Source organism: Kushneria phosphatilytica (assembly GCF_008247605.1).
In the GTDB taxonomy this organism is placed as follows: domain Bacteria; phylum Pseudomonadota; class Gammaproteobacteria; order Pseudomonadales; family Halomonadaceae; genus Kushneria; species Kushneria phosphatilytica.
In genome coordinates, this window is the sequence record NZ_CP043420.1 from 1,801,218 (window position 1) to 1,817,239 (window position 16,022).

Genomic DNA, 16,022 nt, shown 5'->3' on the forward strand with positions numbered 1-16,022 from the left:
TCAACCTTTCGATTTGTGGTGTTTTGTATCCAATTTGATGTTTCGTTGGCTTTCAGATTTCAAAATCTAAAAAGATAACGGTATAAACATCAATGGCTATCCAGCCAGGCAGTCAGCATCCATACCTGACGACACGTTACTATCAGGTTAGGATAGCTGAATTTTTCAGGGAGTTTTACATGTCTGCCAGCTATTCCGTCTCTGCTGATCTGCTTATTGAATGTCGTTGGCTGTTACCCATGACTGACGATCTGCCGGTGAAGGAATGGCAGGCAATTGCCCTGCACGATGGCATTATCGTGGGCATCTGGCCCATCGAGGAAGCCAGAATCAGGGTACATGCACAACAAACCCTGCGTCTGACACAACATGCCCTGATGCCAGGACTGGTCAATGCGCACAATCATGCAGGCATGACCATGATGCGGGGCTATGCCGATGACCTGCCTCTGATGACCTGGTTGAACGATCACATCTGGCCGGCCGAAGCCGCTTTCATGCAGCCGGAATTCGTGGCTGATGGCACACGCCTTGCCATCGCCGAAATGCTGCGTTCAGGCACTACCCTTTTCTCTGACATGTATCTGTCGCCAGAGACAGCCGCAGAGCTGGTGGCAAGCTCCGGCATCAGGGCCCAGATCTGTACGCCATTGATTGATTTTGCAACGCCCTGGGCCAGAGATTTCGCCTCGGGTATTGAATTAAGCGAGGCCCTGCTGGCTCGATACCGGGGACATGATCGTATTTCCATCGCACTTGGCCCTCATGCGCCTTATACGGTCGGCGATGAAAGTCTTGAACAATTATGTCAGGCCCGTGACCGGCTGAATGTCCCAATACAGATGCATGTCCACGAGACACGTGATGAAGTGGATACAGCTGGCATTCGCCCCCTTCAAAGGCTGCACGCTGCCGGGTTGCTGGATAACCGCTTCCAGGCCGTCCATATGACCCAGCTAACCGATGAAGAGATTCAAATGGTGGCCGATAGCGGTGCCTCCGTGATTCATTGCCCTCAGTCCAATCTCAAACTCGCCAGCGGCTTTTGCCCAGTGGCTCGACTCCTCGACGCAGGCATTCCTGTCGCTTTGGGTACTGATGGCGCCTGTAGCAACAATGATCTCAACCTGTTCGATGAAATGCGTCAGGCCGCCCTGCTGGCGAAAGGATTCAGTGGTGACGCAGCAGTACTTCCAGCCATGGCGGCGCTGGCCATGGCAACCATCGAAGGCGCTCGAGCCCTGGGGGTGTCAGATCGGACAGGATGCCTGCAGACAGGCATGGCAGCTGACATAATTGCCGTAAACCTGGACAGCCTGGAAACCCAACCCGTTCATCATCCCGAATCTGCTCTCGTCTATGCTGTGAACAGCCGTCAGGTATCACATGTCTGGGTAGCTGGCCAACTTCTGCTTGAAAATGGAGTGCTGGTTAACGAGGACGAGGATGAACTGCTTCAACTGGCACGGCATCGCCAACGACAAATGGCCGATGCAGCGCCTCATTATTCATCATGAAGGAGTCAGCAATGCCCAATGTGGATCAGGGCGAAATCGCCAAGTTCGAGTCACTGGCCAATCACTGGTGGGATCGAGAAGGCGAATTCAAACCGCTGCATGATATCAACCCTCTGCGACTGGATTATATTGATGAGCATGCGGGCCTGGTAGGGAAAAAGGTTATCGATATCGGCTGTGGTGGCGGAATACTGAGTGAAGCCATGGTTCATCGTGGCGCACGTGTTACCGGAATCGATCTGGGCGAAACACCTCTGGCAGTTGCTCGTCTTCACCAGCAGGAAAGCGGTGTTGATGTGGATTATCAGTGCATCAGTGCCGAAGACATGGCACATGCTCATCCCGGGGAATTCGATATCGTGACCTGCATGGAAATGCTGGAGCATGTACCGCGGCCCGAGAGCATTGTGGAAGCCTGTGCCCGGCTGGTTAAACCTGGCGGTCATGTTTTCTTTTCAACCATCAACCGTTGCCCGAAGTCGTGGTTGCTTGCAATCTTTGGTGCGGAATATGTTTTAAAGCTTCTACCCCGCGGTACACATGAGTACAAACGCTTTATTCGGCCATCCGAACTGGCACGCTGGGCACGCACCAGCGAACTCCAGGTTCGTGATATTACCGGTATGATTTATAACCCGGTAACGCGTCATTATCGACTTTCGGCAGACGATACCGATGTCAATTACCTGATGCACACACGACTGGATAACGCATGACCTCACACCCGTGCATTATTCCTGTTCCACGGGCCGTGCTATTCGATCTTGATGGCACACTGGTAGACACCGCTCCGGATCTGGCCCATGCCACCAATGCCTTGCGTCAGGCGCATGCCTTGCCCCCACTCCCCTATGACGTTATCAGGGCCGAGGTTTCACACGGGGGTAACGCACTGGTCACACTGGCACTCGGCTACTCGATCGAGCATCCCGAGCATGCAGTCGCACGCCACTGGTTGCTCGAAGCCTATGGACGCAATGTTGCCGAGGCGAGTCGTATATTCGAAGGGCTTGAAAGTGTTTTAAAGCGCTATACCGAGCAGAGTCGCCCCTGGGGCATTATCACCAACAAGCCCCGGCGTTATGCCGAGCCATTACTCAAGGCACTGAAACTCGTACCGGATGTACTGCTCTGCGCCGACGATTTACCAGTCAAAAAACCCGACCCCGAACCTCTACTGGAGGCAGCAAGACGCTTGAATGTCTTGCCGGAAGAGTGCTGGTATATCGGCGACCACCAGCGAGACATGGAAGCTGCCATGGCTGCCGGAATGACTGCTGTAGCAGTGCATTACGGCTATCTGCGAGACGGCGATGATCCCATGCAATGGCCAGCGCATCAGCATTTTGATACGCCTTCCGAGCTGGCAGCAATGCTACTCAGTCATTGAACATGACTCTGAGGCAGCCTTGTACATGAGCGCGTGCCAAAGACATCACGCTCTGGCCGGATTGTCAGCCACTGGTCTTGTCCAGAAAGTCCTGGGCAAGGCCGGCAGCATTGCTATCAGGATACTCCTTGATAACACGCTGTAATAATTTCTGCGCCTGATCACTCTCTCCCTGACGAGCCCGAACAAGCCCCAGCTTGTAGATGGCATCTGACACCTTGCTACTTTTGGGATAATCATCGATGACCGTCTGGAAGGCCCGAGCTGACTTGTCCAGTTGAGACTTGGCCGAATAAAGCTCTCCCAACCAGTAGTATGCATTGCCTTTCAGCGGCGTATCACTGTACTGCTGATTGAATTTTTCGAAAGCATCGATGGCCTGATCGAACTGGCGTTGTTGTACCAGAGCAAAGGCATCCTGATAAGCTTCTCGAGCATCCTTGTTATTGTCCCCTGCTGACGCATTACTACTGTCACCGGAGGAAGTCGGCACATTTCCGGCGCCAGACTGAGCGGCACGCGTAATGGGGTCATTACTGGTACTATCGTTTTCGTCATTACCAGCACCGCCTGCAGTCCCCTTGCTACTGGAGATGCGCTCTTCCAGATCAAGATAGCGCTGCTTGGAGAGCTGCGTCTGCTGGGCAAGATCATGTTCGAGCTTCTCGATTCGACCGCGTAATTCATTGATCGCCTGCTGCTGATCCTGCAGGCGATTGAACAGCATCATGGTGCCGCCACCGGTAGATGTCTGGTCATAAATCGAGTTGCTCTGTGCGGAAAAATCCGTCCCGGACTCGGCCATAACGGACAGCGGGAGCACCAGGGCTCCCGCGCCGCACAGTCTGATAAGACTGTGTTTCATCAGTCGTCTCCGAAGCTATCAGTAATCGATGACGACGCGACGGTCCTTGGCGTAGGCCTGCTCGGAATTACCCTGCATTGCCGGACGCTCTTCGCCGTAGCTGACGACTTCGATCTGGGAAGCAGAAACACCCTGAATGGTCAGGTACTGCTTGACGGAATTTGCACGTCGCTCACCCAGAGCCATGTTGTACTCACGAGTACCACGCGGGTCAGTGTGACCTTCCAGCACCACATTGGTGTCCGGATGCGACTGCAGATAGCTCGCATTGCGGTTGAGAACCGATTCATATTCCGAACGGATATTCGAGCTATCAAAGTCGAAATAGACCGTGGTTTCACTGGGCATCTGGTCGTTCTGACCCATGCTGCTACCCTGAGCGCCCTGGCTGCTGCTCATCCCTTGAGCATTTGCACCGGTATTACCGCTGCTCATGCCACCCATTTCGCCGTCCTGAGTACCGCCGCCACTGGAACAACCTGCAATGACAGCCAGCGAAAGTGCGGCAGTCAGTGTCTTGGCGTAATTGGTGAACTGCATGATCATCTCCTTGCTCATTTTTACGAATGACAATTGCATTCTATAGGTTTAGTTCAAAAACGGCGACCAGGCCGGTTCGCGCACATTCCCGCTGGGGGAAGGTATGACAAATTCGGCCCGACCATCCGTTGAAGCAGCACCGAGAACTCCCTGGTTCCCCTGCTGAGTGGCATATACCACCATAGTGCCATTGGGTGCAACGGCCGGCGCTTCATCCTGACCTGTTGAAGTCAGAACAGTCACACGATTGCTCTCCAGATTCTGCTTGGCAACCTGAAAACCCTGATCGGTTCTGGTCGTCATATAGACCGCTTTGCCCTCCGGCCCATATTGGCCGCCGGCATTATAATTACCCGTAAAGGTCAACCTGGACGCACTACCGCCGCTGGCTGGCATGGTATAGAGCTGAGGCTGTCCGCTACGATCGGAGGTAAAGAGCAGCGTTGAGCCATCAGGGCTCCAGTCCGGTTCCGTTTCAATGGCGCTGGATTGAGTCATGCGTGTCAAGGATCGCGAAGCTACATCCATGACATAAATTTCCGGTTGACCATCACGCGACAGCGACATCGCGAGTTTACGGCCATCCGGTGACCAGGCTGGAGCACCGTTAATCCCCTTGAACGAACTTAATTTGATGCGTCGTCCCGTCGAGAGCTGCTGCACATAGATGGCCGGACGACCGGACTCAAAGGAAACATAGGCCAGCTTCTTGCCGTCCGGTGACCATGCAGGCGACATGATGGGCTGATCGGAGGTTAAAATCTGCTGTGTATTGTGACCATCCTGGTCAGCAACATAGAGCGCAAAGTGCATATTCTTGTCCACGCCAGTCGCTGACACGTAGGCGATTCGGGTCTGAAAAGCGCCTCGAATACCTGTAATGGCCTTGAAGATGCGATCGGCAATATAGTGGGCACGAGAGCGTAGCTGATCTGCGCTGGATGTCACGCTCTCGCCAATCATTCGCTTATTGCCATAAACGTCGTGCAACTCCCAACTGATTTTGTAGCCATTACCCGAACGATCGATTTTGCCGACTACCAGATAATTGGCTTTGATCTGTTGCCAATCAGCATAGTGGATCTGATCACCACTGGTAGGCGTGGATATCAGCTCATTGCGTGCAAGGGGCGAAAACTGACCACTGTGCTGTAAATCATCGCGGATGATTTGAGCGATGTCCTGGGGAGGATTACTACCATTCGATTGAAAGGGAACCACGGCAATCGGAATGGCCTGATCATTGCCCTTGGTAATTTCAATGGTCAGATCACCTTCGGCTCTCGCCATCATGCTGACCATTAACATCATGACCATGCCCGTCAGGGCCACCAAACGTTTCATCAGTGCACATCCTCGGGGTTAAAGCGGAGATTGAATTCACGAAACTGCCGTTGTTGTGCTACCGGAAGCTTGCTCAGTTCGGTAAACGGTGCTGCTTTCTGCACCGCCTGAAGAGCTGAACGATCGAAGCTGGCATTACCACTACTGTCAATGACACGAGCATCGACCAGCTCTCCGGTCGGAAGCAAGCGAATCCGTATAGTGGCCTGAATACCCGGAGAGGTTCCGGGCGGCTGCGCCCAGTTCTGTTCAACATAGTGTCTGACCAGATTCATGAACCCATTGGCGGCCTCTTTCGCCTGGCGAGCATTCGCTATGGATTGCTGTTCACTGGATATCTCACTACCCAGGTCACCGCTGGCTTCAGCAGCCGCCTGAGCCATGCGCTTCTGCTCGGCCTTGCGCTTCGCTTCTGCAGCTGCCTTTTTCTTCGCTTCCTGTTCGGCCTTGCGCCTCGCTTCAGCGGCTGCCTTTTTCTTCGCTTCCTGCTCGGCCTTGCGTTTCGCTTCTGCAGCTGCCTTTTTCTTCGCTTCCTGCTCGGCCTTGCGTTTCGCTTCTGCAGCTGCCTTTTCCTTCGCTTCCTGCTCGGCCTTGCGTTTCGCTTCTGCAGCTGCCTTTTTCTTCGCTTCCTGCTCGGCCTTGCGTTTCGCTTCTGCAGCTGCCTTTTCCTTCGCTTCCTGTTCAGCCTTGCGCTTCGCTTCAGCGGCTGCTTTCTGCTCTGCCTGAGCCTTGGCACTTGCCTGCTGTGCCGCTTTCTCACGCTCAGCCTGTGCTGCGCGACGTTCAGCTTCGGCCTTCTCCCGCTGTTGAGCTTCCTGTTGTTGCTGCTGAGCCAGCGCCTGAGCCTGCTCGGCACGAGCCCTGGCATCCTGCTCTGCCTGACGAGCCTGATCGCTCGATTGCTCTTCCTTTTCCTGCACAGAGGAATTTTCCTGCGAAGAGGATTCAGTCGGCTCGGGAGCACTCGAAGCCGAAGGTGCAGATTCCCGGGACTGCTGCGCCCGATCAGTGGCCGTTTCCAACTGAACAAGCCTTGCATGTACTACGGAGCTGGAGGTCTTCTCGGAAGAGCTGAACGATAGATTCAGCATGGTCAACACAAGCGCACCGACATGGACCAGTACAGCAAGAACAATAGGCAGGGTATAACCAACGCGGCTGTTGCGTTTCATGCTCTAGCCCTGACTTTGACCGCCCTGAGGCGGCTCCGAAATCAGCCCGACATTCGGCACCCCGGCGCCCTGCAGTGTCCCCATCAGGGAAATAACCTGCCCATAGGAGACATTTCGGTCACCTCGAACCATGACTGGCGTATCAGGATTCCGGCTTAACACCGTTTTCACCTGACTGGCGATGTTATCGAGATCTACCGTCTTTTCCTGATCCCCAAGGCTGATGTAATAGTTTCCTTTCTGATCAACGGTCACGATCAGGGGCTTGTTATTATCCTCGATCGGCTGGGAAGTCGTCTGTGGCAGATCCACTTCCACACCCTGATTGATCATGGGGGCCGTGATCATGAAGATCACCAGCAGAACCAGCATGACATCGATAAAGGGTACGACATTCAACTCACTGGCCAGTTTACGGCGCCCTTTTCTTCGATAGGGAGATGACATGGTGCGCTCCTCAGGCAGCTTCTTCCGAGGTTCGACCCTGGAGATTACGGTGCAGGATGGAGTGGAACTCCTCGGCAAAGTTCTCCAGACGTGCCATCAGGTCGTCAACACGACTGACCAGTCGGTTATAGGCAATGACCGCCGGTATGGCCGCAAACAACCCCATCGCAGTCGCGACCAGAGCTTCAGCAATGGAAGGTGCAATGACGCCCAGCGTCACCTGCTGAACGCTTCCCAGACTTTGAAAGGTGCCCATGATGCCCCAGACAGTACCGAACAACCCGACATAAACCGCCGAGGAGCTGATGGTAGCCAGAATAGCCAAGTGCCGCCCAAGACGCGTTTCCTCTCTCGAGAGCGCCACCCGCATTGCCCGCTGCATCCCATCAAGAATGGCATCGTTACTGCGTGCCTTTGGAAGCAAACGATTGAATTCCCTGAAACCCGAGCGGAAGACATGTGCCGCCCCCGTGGGTTGAGCAGAAGGCAATTCACGATAAAGCTCATTGAGATCAACGCCCGACCAGAAATGATCTTCGAAATCCTCGATTTCACGGCGATCGCGGCGCAATGACATGCCACGCTGAAAGATAATCACCCAGGAGACTATGGAGGCCGCCAACAGGATCAGCATGACAATCTTCACAACAATGCTGGATTGCCAGAACAGGGAAATTATCGACATCGAATCACTCACTGGTAAACCTCATCATGACATTCGATTATTGGTTGGCAACTGTCTGATCCAGTGCCAGACGCAAGGGCATGGGCCAGCGCACAGGCCGGGAGCGAGTGGCCTCGATACAGGCAATGTCGACCCGGGCGCTGAGAAGCAGAACATCCGAACGCATCACCTGTTGCTCGAAAGTGGCACTGCAATGAGACACTGCCGTGACGGCAGCCGTAACGGAAAGCTGCTCATCAAGACGCGCCGGTTGCCGGTAGCGACAACTCAGGCCACTGACCACAAGTTGAATATTCCGTTCCATGAGGGCCTGCTGGGTAAAGCCGTGCTTACGCAGCCACTCGGTGCGCGCCCGCTCCATGTAGTGGAGATAGCGGGCATGATAAACAATGCCACCGGCATCGGTATCCTCGATATAAACCGTTAGCGGAATTTCAAATGTCATGGTGCCGCTCTATCGCTTTCGGATTCAGGCACGTCATCGCCGGGCGATAGACCGAAGTGCAGATAGGCTGAACGGGTTACAATACGCCCACGAGCGGTACGCATCATGAAACCCTGCTGAATCAGATAAGGCTCCAGCACATCCTCGATGGTATCGCGTTCCTCACTGATCGCTGCCGCCAGACTTTCAACACCCACCGGGCCACCGTCGAACTTTTCGATCATGGTAGTCAGCAGTCGTCGGTCCATGTGATCGAGCCCACATCGATCAACATTGAGCATATTGAGTGCCTGATCGGCAATATCGCGATTGAGCTTTCCATCGCCTCGAACCTGAGCGAAATCGCGTACGCGACGCAATAGCCGATTAGCGATCCGGGGAGTACCGCGTGAGCGACGCGCTATTTCCCGAGCACCACTCTCGTCTGCTTCCAGGGAAAGCAGACGAGCGCTGCGGGACACGATTTCCGTCAGCTCATCAACACCATAAAATTCAAGGCGCTGCACAATACCGAAGCGATCACGCAGTGGCGAGGTCAGCAGTCCGGCCCGCGTCGTTGCGCCGACAAGAGTAAAACGTGGTAGATCCAGCTTGATTGAGCGGGCTGCGGGCCCTTCGCCGATCATGATGTCGAGCTGGAAATCTTCCATGGCGGGATAAAGAACTTCCTCGACCGCCGAGGAAAGCCGATGAATTTCATCAATGAATAATACATCGCCCGGCTGCAGATTGGTCAGCATGGCGGCCAGATCACCGGCCTTTTCAAGCACCGGCCCTGAAGTAGACTTGATATCCACGCCCATTTCGCCGGCAATGATGTTGGCAAGCGTGGTTTTTCCCAGACCGGGGGGGCCAAAGATGAGCGTATGATCGAGACTGTCCTGGCGTTGACGCGCTGCCGTAATGAAAATTTCGAGCTGTTCGCGGGCACCTCGCTGGCCGATATATTCATCAAGTCGATCGGGCCGAATGGTCTGATCAAGCCGGGTGTCGTCGCCCTGAATGGCTCCCCCGATCAAGCGCTCGGTTTCAATCATCCCTGCCTGCTCCCTCGCCCGGTCAACTGTTGCGACAGAGCAGATTTGATCAGAGCTTCAGTAGGCTGAACGGTATCCAGCCCTGTCAGCATGCGTGCCGCATCGGTAGGCTTGTAACCCAGCGCAATCAGAGCTGCCTCGGCATCAGCATAATTGTCTGTTTCCAGTGGCAAATTCTGATCTGCTGAAGAAAGGGCACCTCCTCTCTGGCTGAATTCCGGCCAATGCCGAAAACGATCACGCATCTCGACAATCAGACGATCTGCTGTTTTGCGCCCCACTCCCGGCAAGCGCGTCAACGCCTTGCTATCTTCATCCGAAATACAGCGCATGAACTGCTCACGTTCCATTCCGGATAGAATGGCAAGCGCCAAACGTGGGCCCACACCGGAAATCTTGATCAGTTCGCGAAAGAGATGGCGCTCGGCTTCATCAATGAAGCCATAAAGCAGATGTGCGTCTTCACGCACACTGAGATGCGTATAAAGACGCACGGCTTCTCCCGGGGCCGGAAGCGCCAGTAGCGTATTCATTGAGGCCTCGATCTCATAACCCACGCCATGTACATCGATGACCGCCAGCGGTGGCTGCTTTTCCAGCAGTGTGCCCGAGAGCCTTCCGATCATGCTGCGGAATTCTCCAAATGATGCTCCATATCAATGTTCGTCACTATACTGATCGACCGCAGTGGTGAACAGGCGCGACACCTTCGCTTACATACTGAATGACAGCTGCCTTCAAGAGTTCACTGAGGTCGGAACTGACGCCAGCTGGTACGCCGTCCAGCCCGCCCGTTGCCCATACCCCGGGCACTCATTCCCCGCTGGGTATAACAGTGCGTCAGTGCAATGGCCAGGGCATCGGCAGCATCACTGCGCGGTACCGAGGAGAGTCTCAGTGTCGCGGTGACCATCTGCTGAACCTGCTGTTTATCAGCGCTGCCATTACCAGCTACCGCCTGCTTCACGGCACGTGCTGCATATTCGAACACTTCCAGCCCATGATTGGCTGCACAAACGATAGCACTGCCTCGTGCCTGCCCAAGTTTCAGCGCCGAATCAGCATTGCGTGCCATGAAAACCTGTTCGATGGCTACTTCAGCGGGTCGATACTCGGCGATAACTTCTGCGATTCCGGCATATACCTGTGCCAGTTTCTGAGCCAGCTGGTCACCATCAATGCGGACACAGCCACAGGCAACATAACCGGGTGTGGCAGCTGAGGTATCAATTACACCGAACCCGGTAAGTCTGGAACCAGGATCAATACCCAGAATGATCAATCGACCTCCCGCGATGACGGGCCAACCCTTCTCTCTCAGGCACTTTCGAGTTCCACCATGACCGAGTCTGCAAAATCAGCATTGGAATACACATTCTGGACGTCATCCAGATCTTCGAGCATATCGAACAGCTTGATAATCTTGCGGGCAGTCTCGGTATCATTGATGGTGGAATAACTGTCCGGATACATGCCTACTTCACTGCGCTCGGGTTCCAGTCCCGCATTAACCAGCGCATCCTTGACTGATCCGAACTGTCCCGGACTGGTGATGACATCAATCGAGGTATCCTCGTTGGTAACGATATCATCGGCGCCCGCTTCCAGCGCCACTTCAATAATCGCTTCTTCACTACTGTCGGCCGGGAAACTGATATAGCCCAAATGACGAAACATGAAAGAAACTGATCCCGAAGTGCCCATATTACCTCCCTGCTTGTTGAAGGCATGACGAACTTCGGAGGCAGTTCGGTTGCGGTTATCGGTCATGCATTCGACAAGCATCGCTACACCATCCGGCCCATAGCCTTCGTAGGTCAGCTCTTCCATGTTATCGGTATCGGTATTGCCTGCGCCCCGATCGACTGCACGCTGAATCGCATCCTTGGTCATGTTATTGGCAAGTGCCTTGTCGATGGCAGCTCGTAGACGCGGATTATCGTTGGGTTCGCCCCCCCCCTGCCGCGCTGCCACCGTCAACTCACGGATCAACCGGGTAAATACCTTGCCCTTTTTGGCATCCTGCGCAGCCTTGCGGTGCTTGATATTGGCCCATTTACTATGGCCTGCCATGACATCGCCCCCTGTTGCACAAGGGCGCCGGCAGATATAGATCGGCCGGCGCCCGGTTATCGGCTTTGATACTCGTGAGAGTCGAATCAGGACTGTTCGCTCGCCTTCGAGCGCAGACGGATATGCAACTCGCGAAGTTGCTCGGCGCTGACTTCGCCGGGTGCATCGGTCATCAGATCGGCAGCACTCTGCGTCTTCGGAAAAGCGATAACATCCCGAATCGTACGTCCCCCCGTCATCAGCATGACCAGTCGATCCAGACCAAAGGCCAAACCACCATGCGGCGGTGCGCCATGCGCCAGCGCATCAAGCAGGAAGCCAAACTTTTCACGTGCTTCAGCTTCTCCTATACCCAGCGCCTCGAACACCCCCTGCTGCATGGCACTATCGTGTATACGAATCGAGCCGCCACCCAGTTCAGTACCGTTAAGTACCATGTCATAGGCTCGTGACAGCGCCCCTGCCGGATCGGCCTTGAGCTCATCAGCACTACATGCCGGTGCTGTAAAAGGATGATGAAGTGCTGCAAGGCGCCCATTGTCATCACGCTCGAACATGGGAAAATCAACCACCCAAAGGGGAGCCCAGTCGCGTGTATAGAGCGCCAGATCTTCACCAAGACGCACCCTGAGCGCACCCAGTGCCTCATTGACAATACTGGCTCTGTCAGCACCAAAAAAGATGATATCGCCATCTTCAGCACCCACCCGATCCAGCAGTTCGTCTACCACGCCTTCCATGAACTTGACGATGGGGGACTGCAATCCTTCGAGCCCGGCACTCCGATCGTTAACCTTTATCCAGGCCAGACCGCGTGCGCCGTAGATACCCACGAACCGGGTATACTCATCAATTTCCTTACGAGTAAGACGACTACCACCCGGCACGCGTAGTGCTGCCACACGCCCTTCACTATCATTGGCAGGGCCGGAAAACACCTTGAAATCGACCGAAGCCATCAGATCATCGACATCCACCATCTCCAGCGGAATACGCAGATCAGGCTTATCCGAGCCATAACGCTGCATGGCTTCAGCCCAGCGCATACGAGGAAATTCCGGCAGTGCTACATCAAGTACATCACTGAAAAGCTGACGAATCATGGTTTCAGTAATATCCATGATGTCCTGCTCTTCAACGAAGGAGGCCTCGATATCAATCTGGGTAAATTCCGGTTGTCGATCGGCTCGCAGGTCTTCATCGCGAAAACACTTGGCAATCTGATAATAGCGATCGAAGCCGGACACCATCAGCAACTGCTTGAACAGCTGAGGAGACTGGGGCAGCGCAAAGAACTCACCGGGATGCGTACGACTTGGCACCAGATAATCCCGGGCGCCCTCCGGCGTTGCTCGAGTCAGCACCGGTGTTTCAATATCCAGAAACCCTTGCCCCTCCAGATACGCCCGAACGGCGTGCGTGATTCGGGAACGTAACTGCAAACGTTCGATCATTTCCGGACGGCGCAGATCGATGTAGCGATAGCGCAGTCGCACATCCTCTCCCACCTTGCCATGCTCATCGAGCTGGAATGGCGGCGTCACCGAAGTGTTCAGCACTTCGACATCCAGTGCCAACACCTCAATCAGACCAGTCGACATATGAGAATTGCGCGTTCCCTCGGGGCGCATGCGCACACGGCCCCGAATGCGCAGGACATATTCGTTGCGGGCATTATCCGCCCGGGCAAAGGCTTCGGGCGTATCCGGATCAACTACAACCTGAGCAATGCCCGCCCGATCGCGCATGTCGAGGAAGATGACACCGCCATGATCGCGCCGCCGATGCACCCATCCGCATAACGTGACTTCGTGATCCACGAAGGTGTCGTTCAATTCGCCGCAATAGTGGCTGCGCATCCTGGTTCCCACCAATTTTGTATCCTGATCACACGCCCCGAGGTGACGCGCTGAAGCTGTCTTTGAATCGTCGACGCGACTGTTGGCCTCCCGGCCGAGAAAGATGGGAGGTTACTCCGCGCCGCCCTTTCCAGTACTGCCGCTCGAACCGCCGGAACCACTACTGTCACCTGCAAGGTTGCGACGATTACCGGCCTTGAAGTCGGTCTCATACCACCCCTGCCCTGACAGACGAAAACCCGCTGGAGAGATCAACCGCTCCAGGGTTTCCTTATGGCAGGAGGGACAGGTCGTCAGTGGCGAAGCACTGATCTTCTGGATTTTCTCAAGCCGGGCACCACAGTCCTGACACTGGTATTCGTAAATAGGCATGATCTTCGAATCACACTCTGCTGATAACAAGGACGTAGCAGGTCATCCGACCGCCGGACGCCCACCTGAGCATGACAGCCACTGTTGTCCATGACTGTCTCGATTGATGATGCCACATGCGACATCATCGATAATCGAAGCGCATCATTATAGCGTGGAGCTGCCTGCCGTGAGCAAGTTATGACAACAAGCAGGCTTCGAAAACCCTTGATATACCGCCGGAGGGCTCATGAAAGCCGTCATCCTGGACGCCGATTCATTGGGAGAAGGCGTTGACCTTACGCCTTTGCGTGCTCGAGTCGATCAGTTGGAAGTCTGGCCCTCGACGGCTCCCGAACAGGTCGGCCACCGACTACAGGCAGCGGATATCGCACTGACCAACAAGGTGGTCCTTGATGCAACTACCATCGAAACACTGCCAAGGCTGAAGCTGATCTGTGTGATGGCTACGGGTACTAACAATATTGATACGGAAAGTGCTGTCAGGCATGGCATTGCCGTACGCAATGTAGCAGCATATGGCACCGAAAGTGTTGCCCAGCATGTCATGATGATGATGCTGTCACTCGCCGTTCGGCTGCCCCTGTATCAACAGGATGTAAAACAGGGGCAATGGCAGCAGGCCCCCTTTTTCTGCCTTATGCACCATCCGGTCATGCAGCTTTCATGTCGCCACCTGGTACTGGTTGGTCAGGGAGAGTTGGGGAATCGTGTAGCCGAGCTGGCAAAAGCATTCAATATGAAGGTCTCTTTCGCGGCGCGTCCGGGGAACGAGAAAAACGATAAACGTCCTTCCCTTGCAGAGCTCGCTCCGCAGGCCGACGTTCTCAGTCTGCACTGCCCTTTAACCCCACAAACGACTCATTTGGTGGATAAGCACGTGCTGGGTCAGTTAAAGGACCACACTTTACTGATCAATTGTGCCCGCGGTGGCATCATCGACGAAGTGGCGGCGCTTGAGGCCCTTGAAGCAGGCCGTTTGGGAGGGCTGGGCGTCGATGTCCTGCCCGAGGAGCCCCCTTGTCATGGCCATCCCTTGCTGGAAGCATCCGGCAGGGAGAATCTGAATCTGATCGTCACCCCGCATAATGCCTGGATTACGCTTCAGGCTCGGCAGCGAATCATTGAACTCAGTGCTGACAACATTGATGAATTTGCTGTCGGTATGAAACTTCAATAAAGATAACGGTATAAACCATATACAAGAGACATTATCGACAGCACTGTTCTTTTTGCTTAAGTTGAAATGTACACATCAGTAGCCTTTCCTTGTCAGACTTTTATCAGGGTCCTTATACATCAGTCATGTCCTATTCCATTATTTTTGATACTGACCCCGGCGTTGATGACGCTCAGGCCATCGCTCTATTAATGGCCGATCCGGATATCGAAATCGTGGGTTTAACCACGACCTTCGGTAATGTTCCGGTTGAGGTGGCGACTCGCAATGCTCTGCTGCTCACCGAACTGGCTGGACGAGATGATATCCCTGTAGCACAGGGGGCGGCTGCCCCTCTGGTCAAGCAGCCACATCCTGTTCCTGCGCACATACACGGCAAGGATGGCCTTGGTAATCAAACATTGGCCGAACCTCGGCGGTCTCCTCTGGATGAAGATGCTGCCCGTTTCATCATTAATAAAACCCAGGAAAGACCTGGCGAAATTACACTGGTCTGTGTAGGACCGCTGGGTAATCTCGCCAATGCCCTGCAGCTCGATCCAGATCTACCCGAACGGGTCGCCCGGGTCATTGTCATGGGGGGCAGCATCCACGAAGGTGGCAATGTCACACCGGTGGCAGAAGCCAACATCTTTTCCGATCCTCACGCTGCCTCGCGAGTGCTGAAAGCGCCCTGGCCGCTCACCATGGTAGGTCTGGATGTCACCCACAGGACAGTACTTGCTCCGGATCGCATGGAACGCATTTGCCGTGCCCAGGGCAGACTTGGTGAGGTATTGGCCGCCAGCTATGCTTTCTATCGACAGTTTTACGGCCAGGCCCGTGGTATTGAGGGGTGCTGCCCGCATGACAGTTGTGCGCTGGCATGGCTCAAACAGCCCGAGCTGTTCGAGAGCGTCTCGGGCCATCTGCATGTGGTGACAGAAGGAATAGCAGAAGGTCAGACGCTATTGGCCAGGAAGGAGCGTCAGTATGTAGACCAGCGTTGGCAGAATGAAAGTCAGGCAGAGGTTTGCCTTCAGGTCGATGGTGAATCCGTTGTCGCCTGGATGGAATCACTGCTGACTCGCCAATGATCCCGTAACGGCCGGCGATT

At 54.6% G+C, this 16,022-nt stretch carries 18 protein-coding genes; 5 read left to right on the forward strand and 13 right to left on the reverse strand.

Annotated elements, in window-relative coordinates; all coding sequences use genetic code 11:
* The first annotated feature begins 92 nt into the window (after positions 1 to 92).
* From FY550_RS08240 to FY550_RS08250, 3 genes are read left to right on the forward strand one after another with little or no spacing between them, the layout of a single operon-like run.
* Positions 93 to 1,517 (forward strand): TRZ/ATZ family hydrolase, encoded by a 1,425-nt coding sequence (locus tag FY550_RS08240; RefSeq protein ID WP_233350303.1) that lies wholly within the window; start codon positions 93 to 95, stop codon positions 1,515 to 1,517.
* A gap of 11 nt (positions 1,518 to 1,528) precedes the next feature.
* On the forward strand, positions 1,529 to 2,233 hold the full coding sequence (gene ubiG, locus FY550_RS08245) for a bifunctional 2-polyprenyl-6-hydroxyphenol methylase/3-demethylubiquinol 3-O-methyltransferase UbiG (protein ID WP_070977479.1): 705 nt from the start codon (positions 1,529 to 1,531) through the stop codon (positions 2,231 to 2,233).
* Positions 2,230 to 2,907 (forward strand): HAD family hydrolase, encoded by a 678-nt coding sequence (locus tag FY550_RS08250; protein WP_070977480.1) that lies wholly within the window; start codon positions 2,230 to 2,232, stop codon positions 2,905 to 2,907. The genes ubiG and FY550_RS08250 overlap by 4 nt, the downstream gene beginning before the upstream one ends.
* 64 nt (positions 2,908 to 2,971) lie before the next feature.
* Here FY550_RS08250 and ybgF read toward each other — a convergent pair whose 3' ends face one another.
* From ybgF to FY550_RS08315, 13 genes are all read right to left on the reverse strand, one after another.
* Positions 2,972 to 3,772, reverse strand: a complete 801-nt coding sequence (ybgF, locus tag FY550_RS08255; protein ID WP_070977481.1) for a tol-pal system protein YbgF — start codon at positions 3,770 to 3,772, stop codon at positions 2,972 to 2,974.
* 18 nt (positions 3,773 to 3,790) lie between these two features.
* Entirely contained in the window at positions 3,791 to 4,312 is a 522-nt protein-coding gene (pal, locus tag FY550_RS08260; RefSeq protein WP_070977891.1) for a peptidoglycan-associated lipoprotein Pal, read from the reverse strand.
* 48 nt (positions 4,313 to 4,360) lie between these two features.
* Complete coding sequence (gene tolB / locus FY550_RS08265) at positions 4,361 to 5,656, reverse strand: Tol-Pal system beta propeller repeat protein TolB (RefSeq protein WP_070977482.1); 1,296 nt, start codon at positions 5,654 to 5,656, stop codon at positions 4,361 to 4,363.
* Positions 5,656 to 6,828 carry a cell envelope integrity protein TolA gene (gene tolA / locus FY550_RS08270; protein ID WP_149054470.1) on the reverse strand — a complete coding sequence of 391 codons (1,173 nt, stop codon included), beginning with the start codon at positions 6,826 to 6,828 and terminating at the stop codon, positions 5,656 to 5,658. Before tolA ends, tolB begins: the two co-directional genes overlap by 1 nt.
* Before the next feature lie 3 nt (positions 6,829 to 6,831).
* Positions 6,832 to 7,275, reverse strand: a complete 444-nt coding sequence (gene tolR, locus FY550_RS08275; protein ID WP_070977484.1) for a protein TolR — start codon at positions 7,273 to 7,275, stop codon at positions 6,832 to 6,834.
* 10 nt (positions 7,276 to 7,285) lie between these two features.
* Positions 7,286 to 7,960, reverse strand: coding sequence for a protein TolQ (tolQ, locus tag FY550_RS08280; RefSeq protein ID WP_199287864.1), 675 nt, complete (start codon positions 7,958 to 7,960; stop codon positions 7,286 to 7,288).
* 37 nt (positions 7,961 to 7,997) lie between these two features.
* On the reverse strand, positions 7,998 to 8,405 hold the full coding sequence (gene ybgC / locus FY550_RS08285; RefSeq protein ID WP_070977486.1) for a tol-pal system-associated acyl-CoA thioesterase: 408 nt from the start codon (positions 8,403 to 8,405) through the stop codon (positions 7,998 to 8,000).
* Complete coding sequence (gene ruvB, locus FY550_RS08290; protein ID WP_070977487.1) at positions 8,402 to 9,442, reverse strand: Holliday junction branch migration DNA helicase RuvB; 1,041 nt, start codon at positions 9,440 to 9,442, stop codon at positions 8,402 to 8,404. Before ruvB ends, ybgC begins: the two co-directional genes overlap by 4 nt.
* Complete coding sequence (gene ruvA, locus FY550_RS08295; protein ID WP_070977488.1) at positions 9,439 to 10,068, reverse strand: Holliday junction branch migration protein RuvA; 630 nt, start codon at positions 10,066 to 10,068, stop codon at positions 9,439 to 9,441. The genes ruvB and ruvA overlap by 4 nt, the downstream gene beginning before the upstream one ends.
* Positions 10,069 to 10,187: 119 nt before the next feature.
* A complete protein-coding gene (gene ruvC / locus FY550_RS08300) occupies positions 10,188 to 10,724 on the reverse strand; it encodes a crossover junction endodeoxyribonuclease RuvC (RefSeq protein WP_070977489.1) in 537 nt (178 codons plus the stop codon).
* 35 nt (positions 10,725 to 10,759) lie between these two features.
* Positions 10,760 to 11,515 carry a YebC/PmpR family DNA-binding transcriptional regulator gene (locus tag FY550_RS08305; protein ID WP_070977490.1) on the reverse strand — a complete coding sequence of 252 codons (756 nt, stop codon included), beginning with the start codon at positions 11,513 to 11,515 and terminating at the stop codon, positions 10,760 to 10,762.
* Positions 11,516 to 11,601: 86 nt separating this feature from the next.
* The gene (aspS, locus tag FY550_RS08310; protein WP_070977491.1) at positions 11,602 to 13,374 is read right to left on the reverse strand and encodes an aspartate--tRNA ligase; all 1,773 of its coding nucleotides are present in this window, start codon (positions 13,372 to 13,374) and stop codon (positions 11,602 to 11,604) included.
* Between the two features lie 111 nt (positions 13,375 to 13,485).
* On the reverse strand, positions 13,486 to 13,746 hold the full coding sequence (locus FY550_RS08315; protein WP_084388006.1) for an FmdB family zinc ribbon protein: 261 nt from the start codon (positions 13,744 to 13,746) through the stop codon (positions 13,486 to 13,488).
* Between the two features lie 229 nt (positions 13,747 to 13,975).
* Between FY550_RS08315 and FY550_RS08320 the strand changes: the two genes are divergently transcribed.
* Together FY550_RS08320 and FY550_RS08325 are read left to right on the forward strand one after the other, a co-directional pair.
* Complete coding sequence (locus FY550_RS08320) at positions 13,976 to 14,926, forward strand: D-2-hydroxyacid dehydrogenase (protein WP_070977492.1); 951 nt, start codon at positions 13,976 to 13,978, stop codon at positions 14,924 to 14,926.
* A gap of 125 nt (positions 14,927 to 15,051) precedes the next feature.
* On the forward strand, positions 15,052 to 16,002 hold the full coding sequence (locus FY550_RS08325) for a nucleoside hydrolase (RefSeq protein WP_070977493.1): 951 nt from the start codon (positions 15,052 to 15,054) through the stop codon (positions 16,000 to 16,002).
* Positions 16,003 to 16,022: the final 20 nt, after the last annotated feature.

Coding starts and splice junctions, on each gene's coding strand:
- FY550_RS08240 (WP_233350303.1), top strand. CDS start 93: ATGGCTATCCAGCCAGGCAGTCAGCATCCATACCTGACGACACGTTAC.
- ubiG (WP_070977479.1), top strand. CDS start 1,529: ATGCCCAATGTGGATCAGGGCGAAATCGCCAAGTTCGAGTCACTGGCC.
- FY550_RS08250 (WP_070977480.1), top strand. CDS start 2,230: ATGACCTCACACCCGTGCATTATTCCTGTTCCACGGGCCGTGCTATTC.
- ybgF (WP_070977481.1), bottom strand. CDS start 3,772: ATGAAACACAGTCTTATCAGACTGTGCGGCGCGGGAGCCCTGGTGCTC.
- pal (WP_070977891.1), bottom strand. CDS start 4,312: ATGCAGTTCACCAATTACGCCAAGACACTGACTGCCGCACTTTCGCTG.
- tolB (WP_070977482.1), bottom strand. CDS start 5,656: ATGAAACGTTTGGTGGCCCTGACGGGCATGGTCATGATGTTAATGGTC.
- tolA (WP_149054470.1), bottom strand. CDS start 6,828: ATGAAACGCAACAGCCGCGTTGGTTATACCCTGCCTATTGTTCTTGCT.
- tolR (WP_070977484.1), bottom strand. CDS start 7,275: ATGTCATCTCCCTATCGAAGAAAAGGGCGCCGTAAACTGGCCAGTGAG.
- tolQ (WP_199287864.1), bottom strand. CDS start 7,960: ATGTCGATAATTTCCCTGTTCTGGCAATCCAGCATTGTTGTGAAGATT.
- ybgC (WP_070977486.1), bottom strand. CDS start 8,405: ATGACATTTGAAATTCCGCTAACGGTTTATATCGAGGATACCGATGCC.
- ruvB (WP_070977487.1), bottom strand. CDS start 9,442: ATGATTGAAACCGAGCGCTTGATCGGGGGAGCCATTCAGGGCGACGAC.
- ruvA (WP_070977488.1), bottom strand. CDS start 10,068: ATGATCGGAAGGCTCTCGGGCACACTGCTGGAAAAGCAGCCACCGCTG.
- FY550_RS08305 (WP_070977490.1), bottom strand. CDS start 11,515: ATGGCAGGCCATAGTAAATGGGCCAATATCAAGCACCGCAAGGCTGCG.
- aspS (WP_070977491.1), bottom strand. CDS start 13,374: ATGCGCAGCCACTATTGCGGCGAATTGAACGACACCTTCGTGGATCAC.
- FY550_RS08315 (WP_084388006.1), bottom strand. CDS start 13,746: ATGCCTATTTACGAATACCAGTGTCAGGACTGTGGTGCCCGGCTTGAG.
- FY550_RS08320 (WP_070977492.1), top strand. CDS start 13,976: ATGAAAGCCGTCATCCTGGACGCCGATTCATTGGGAGAAGGCGTTGAC.
- FY550_RS08325 (WP_070977493.1), top strand. CDS start 15,052: ATGTCCTATTCCATTATTTTTGATACTGACCCCGGCGTTGATGACGCT.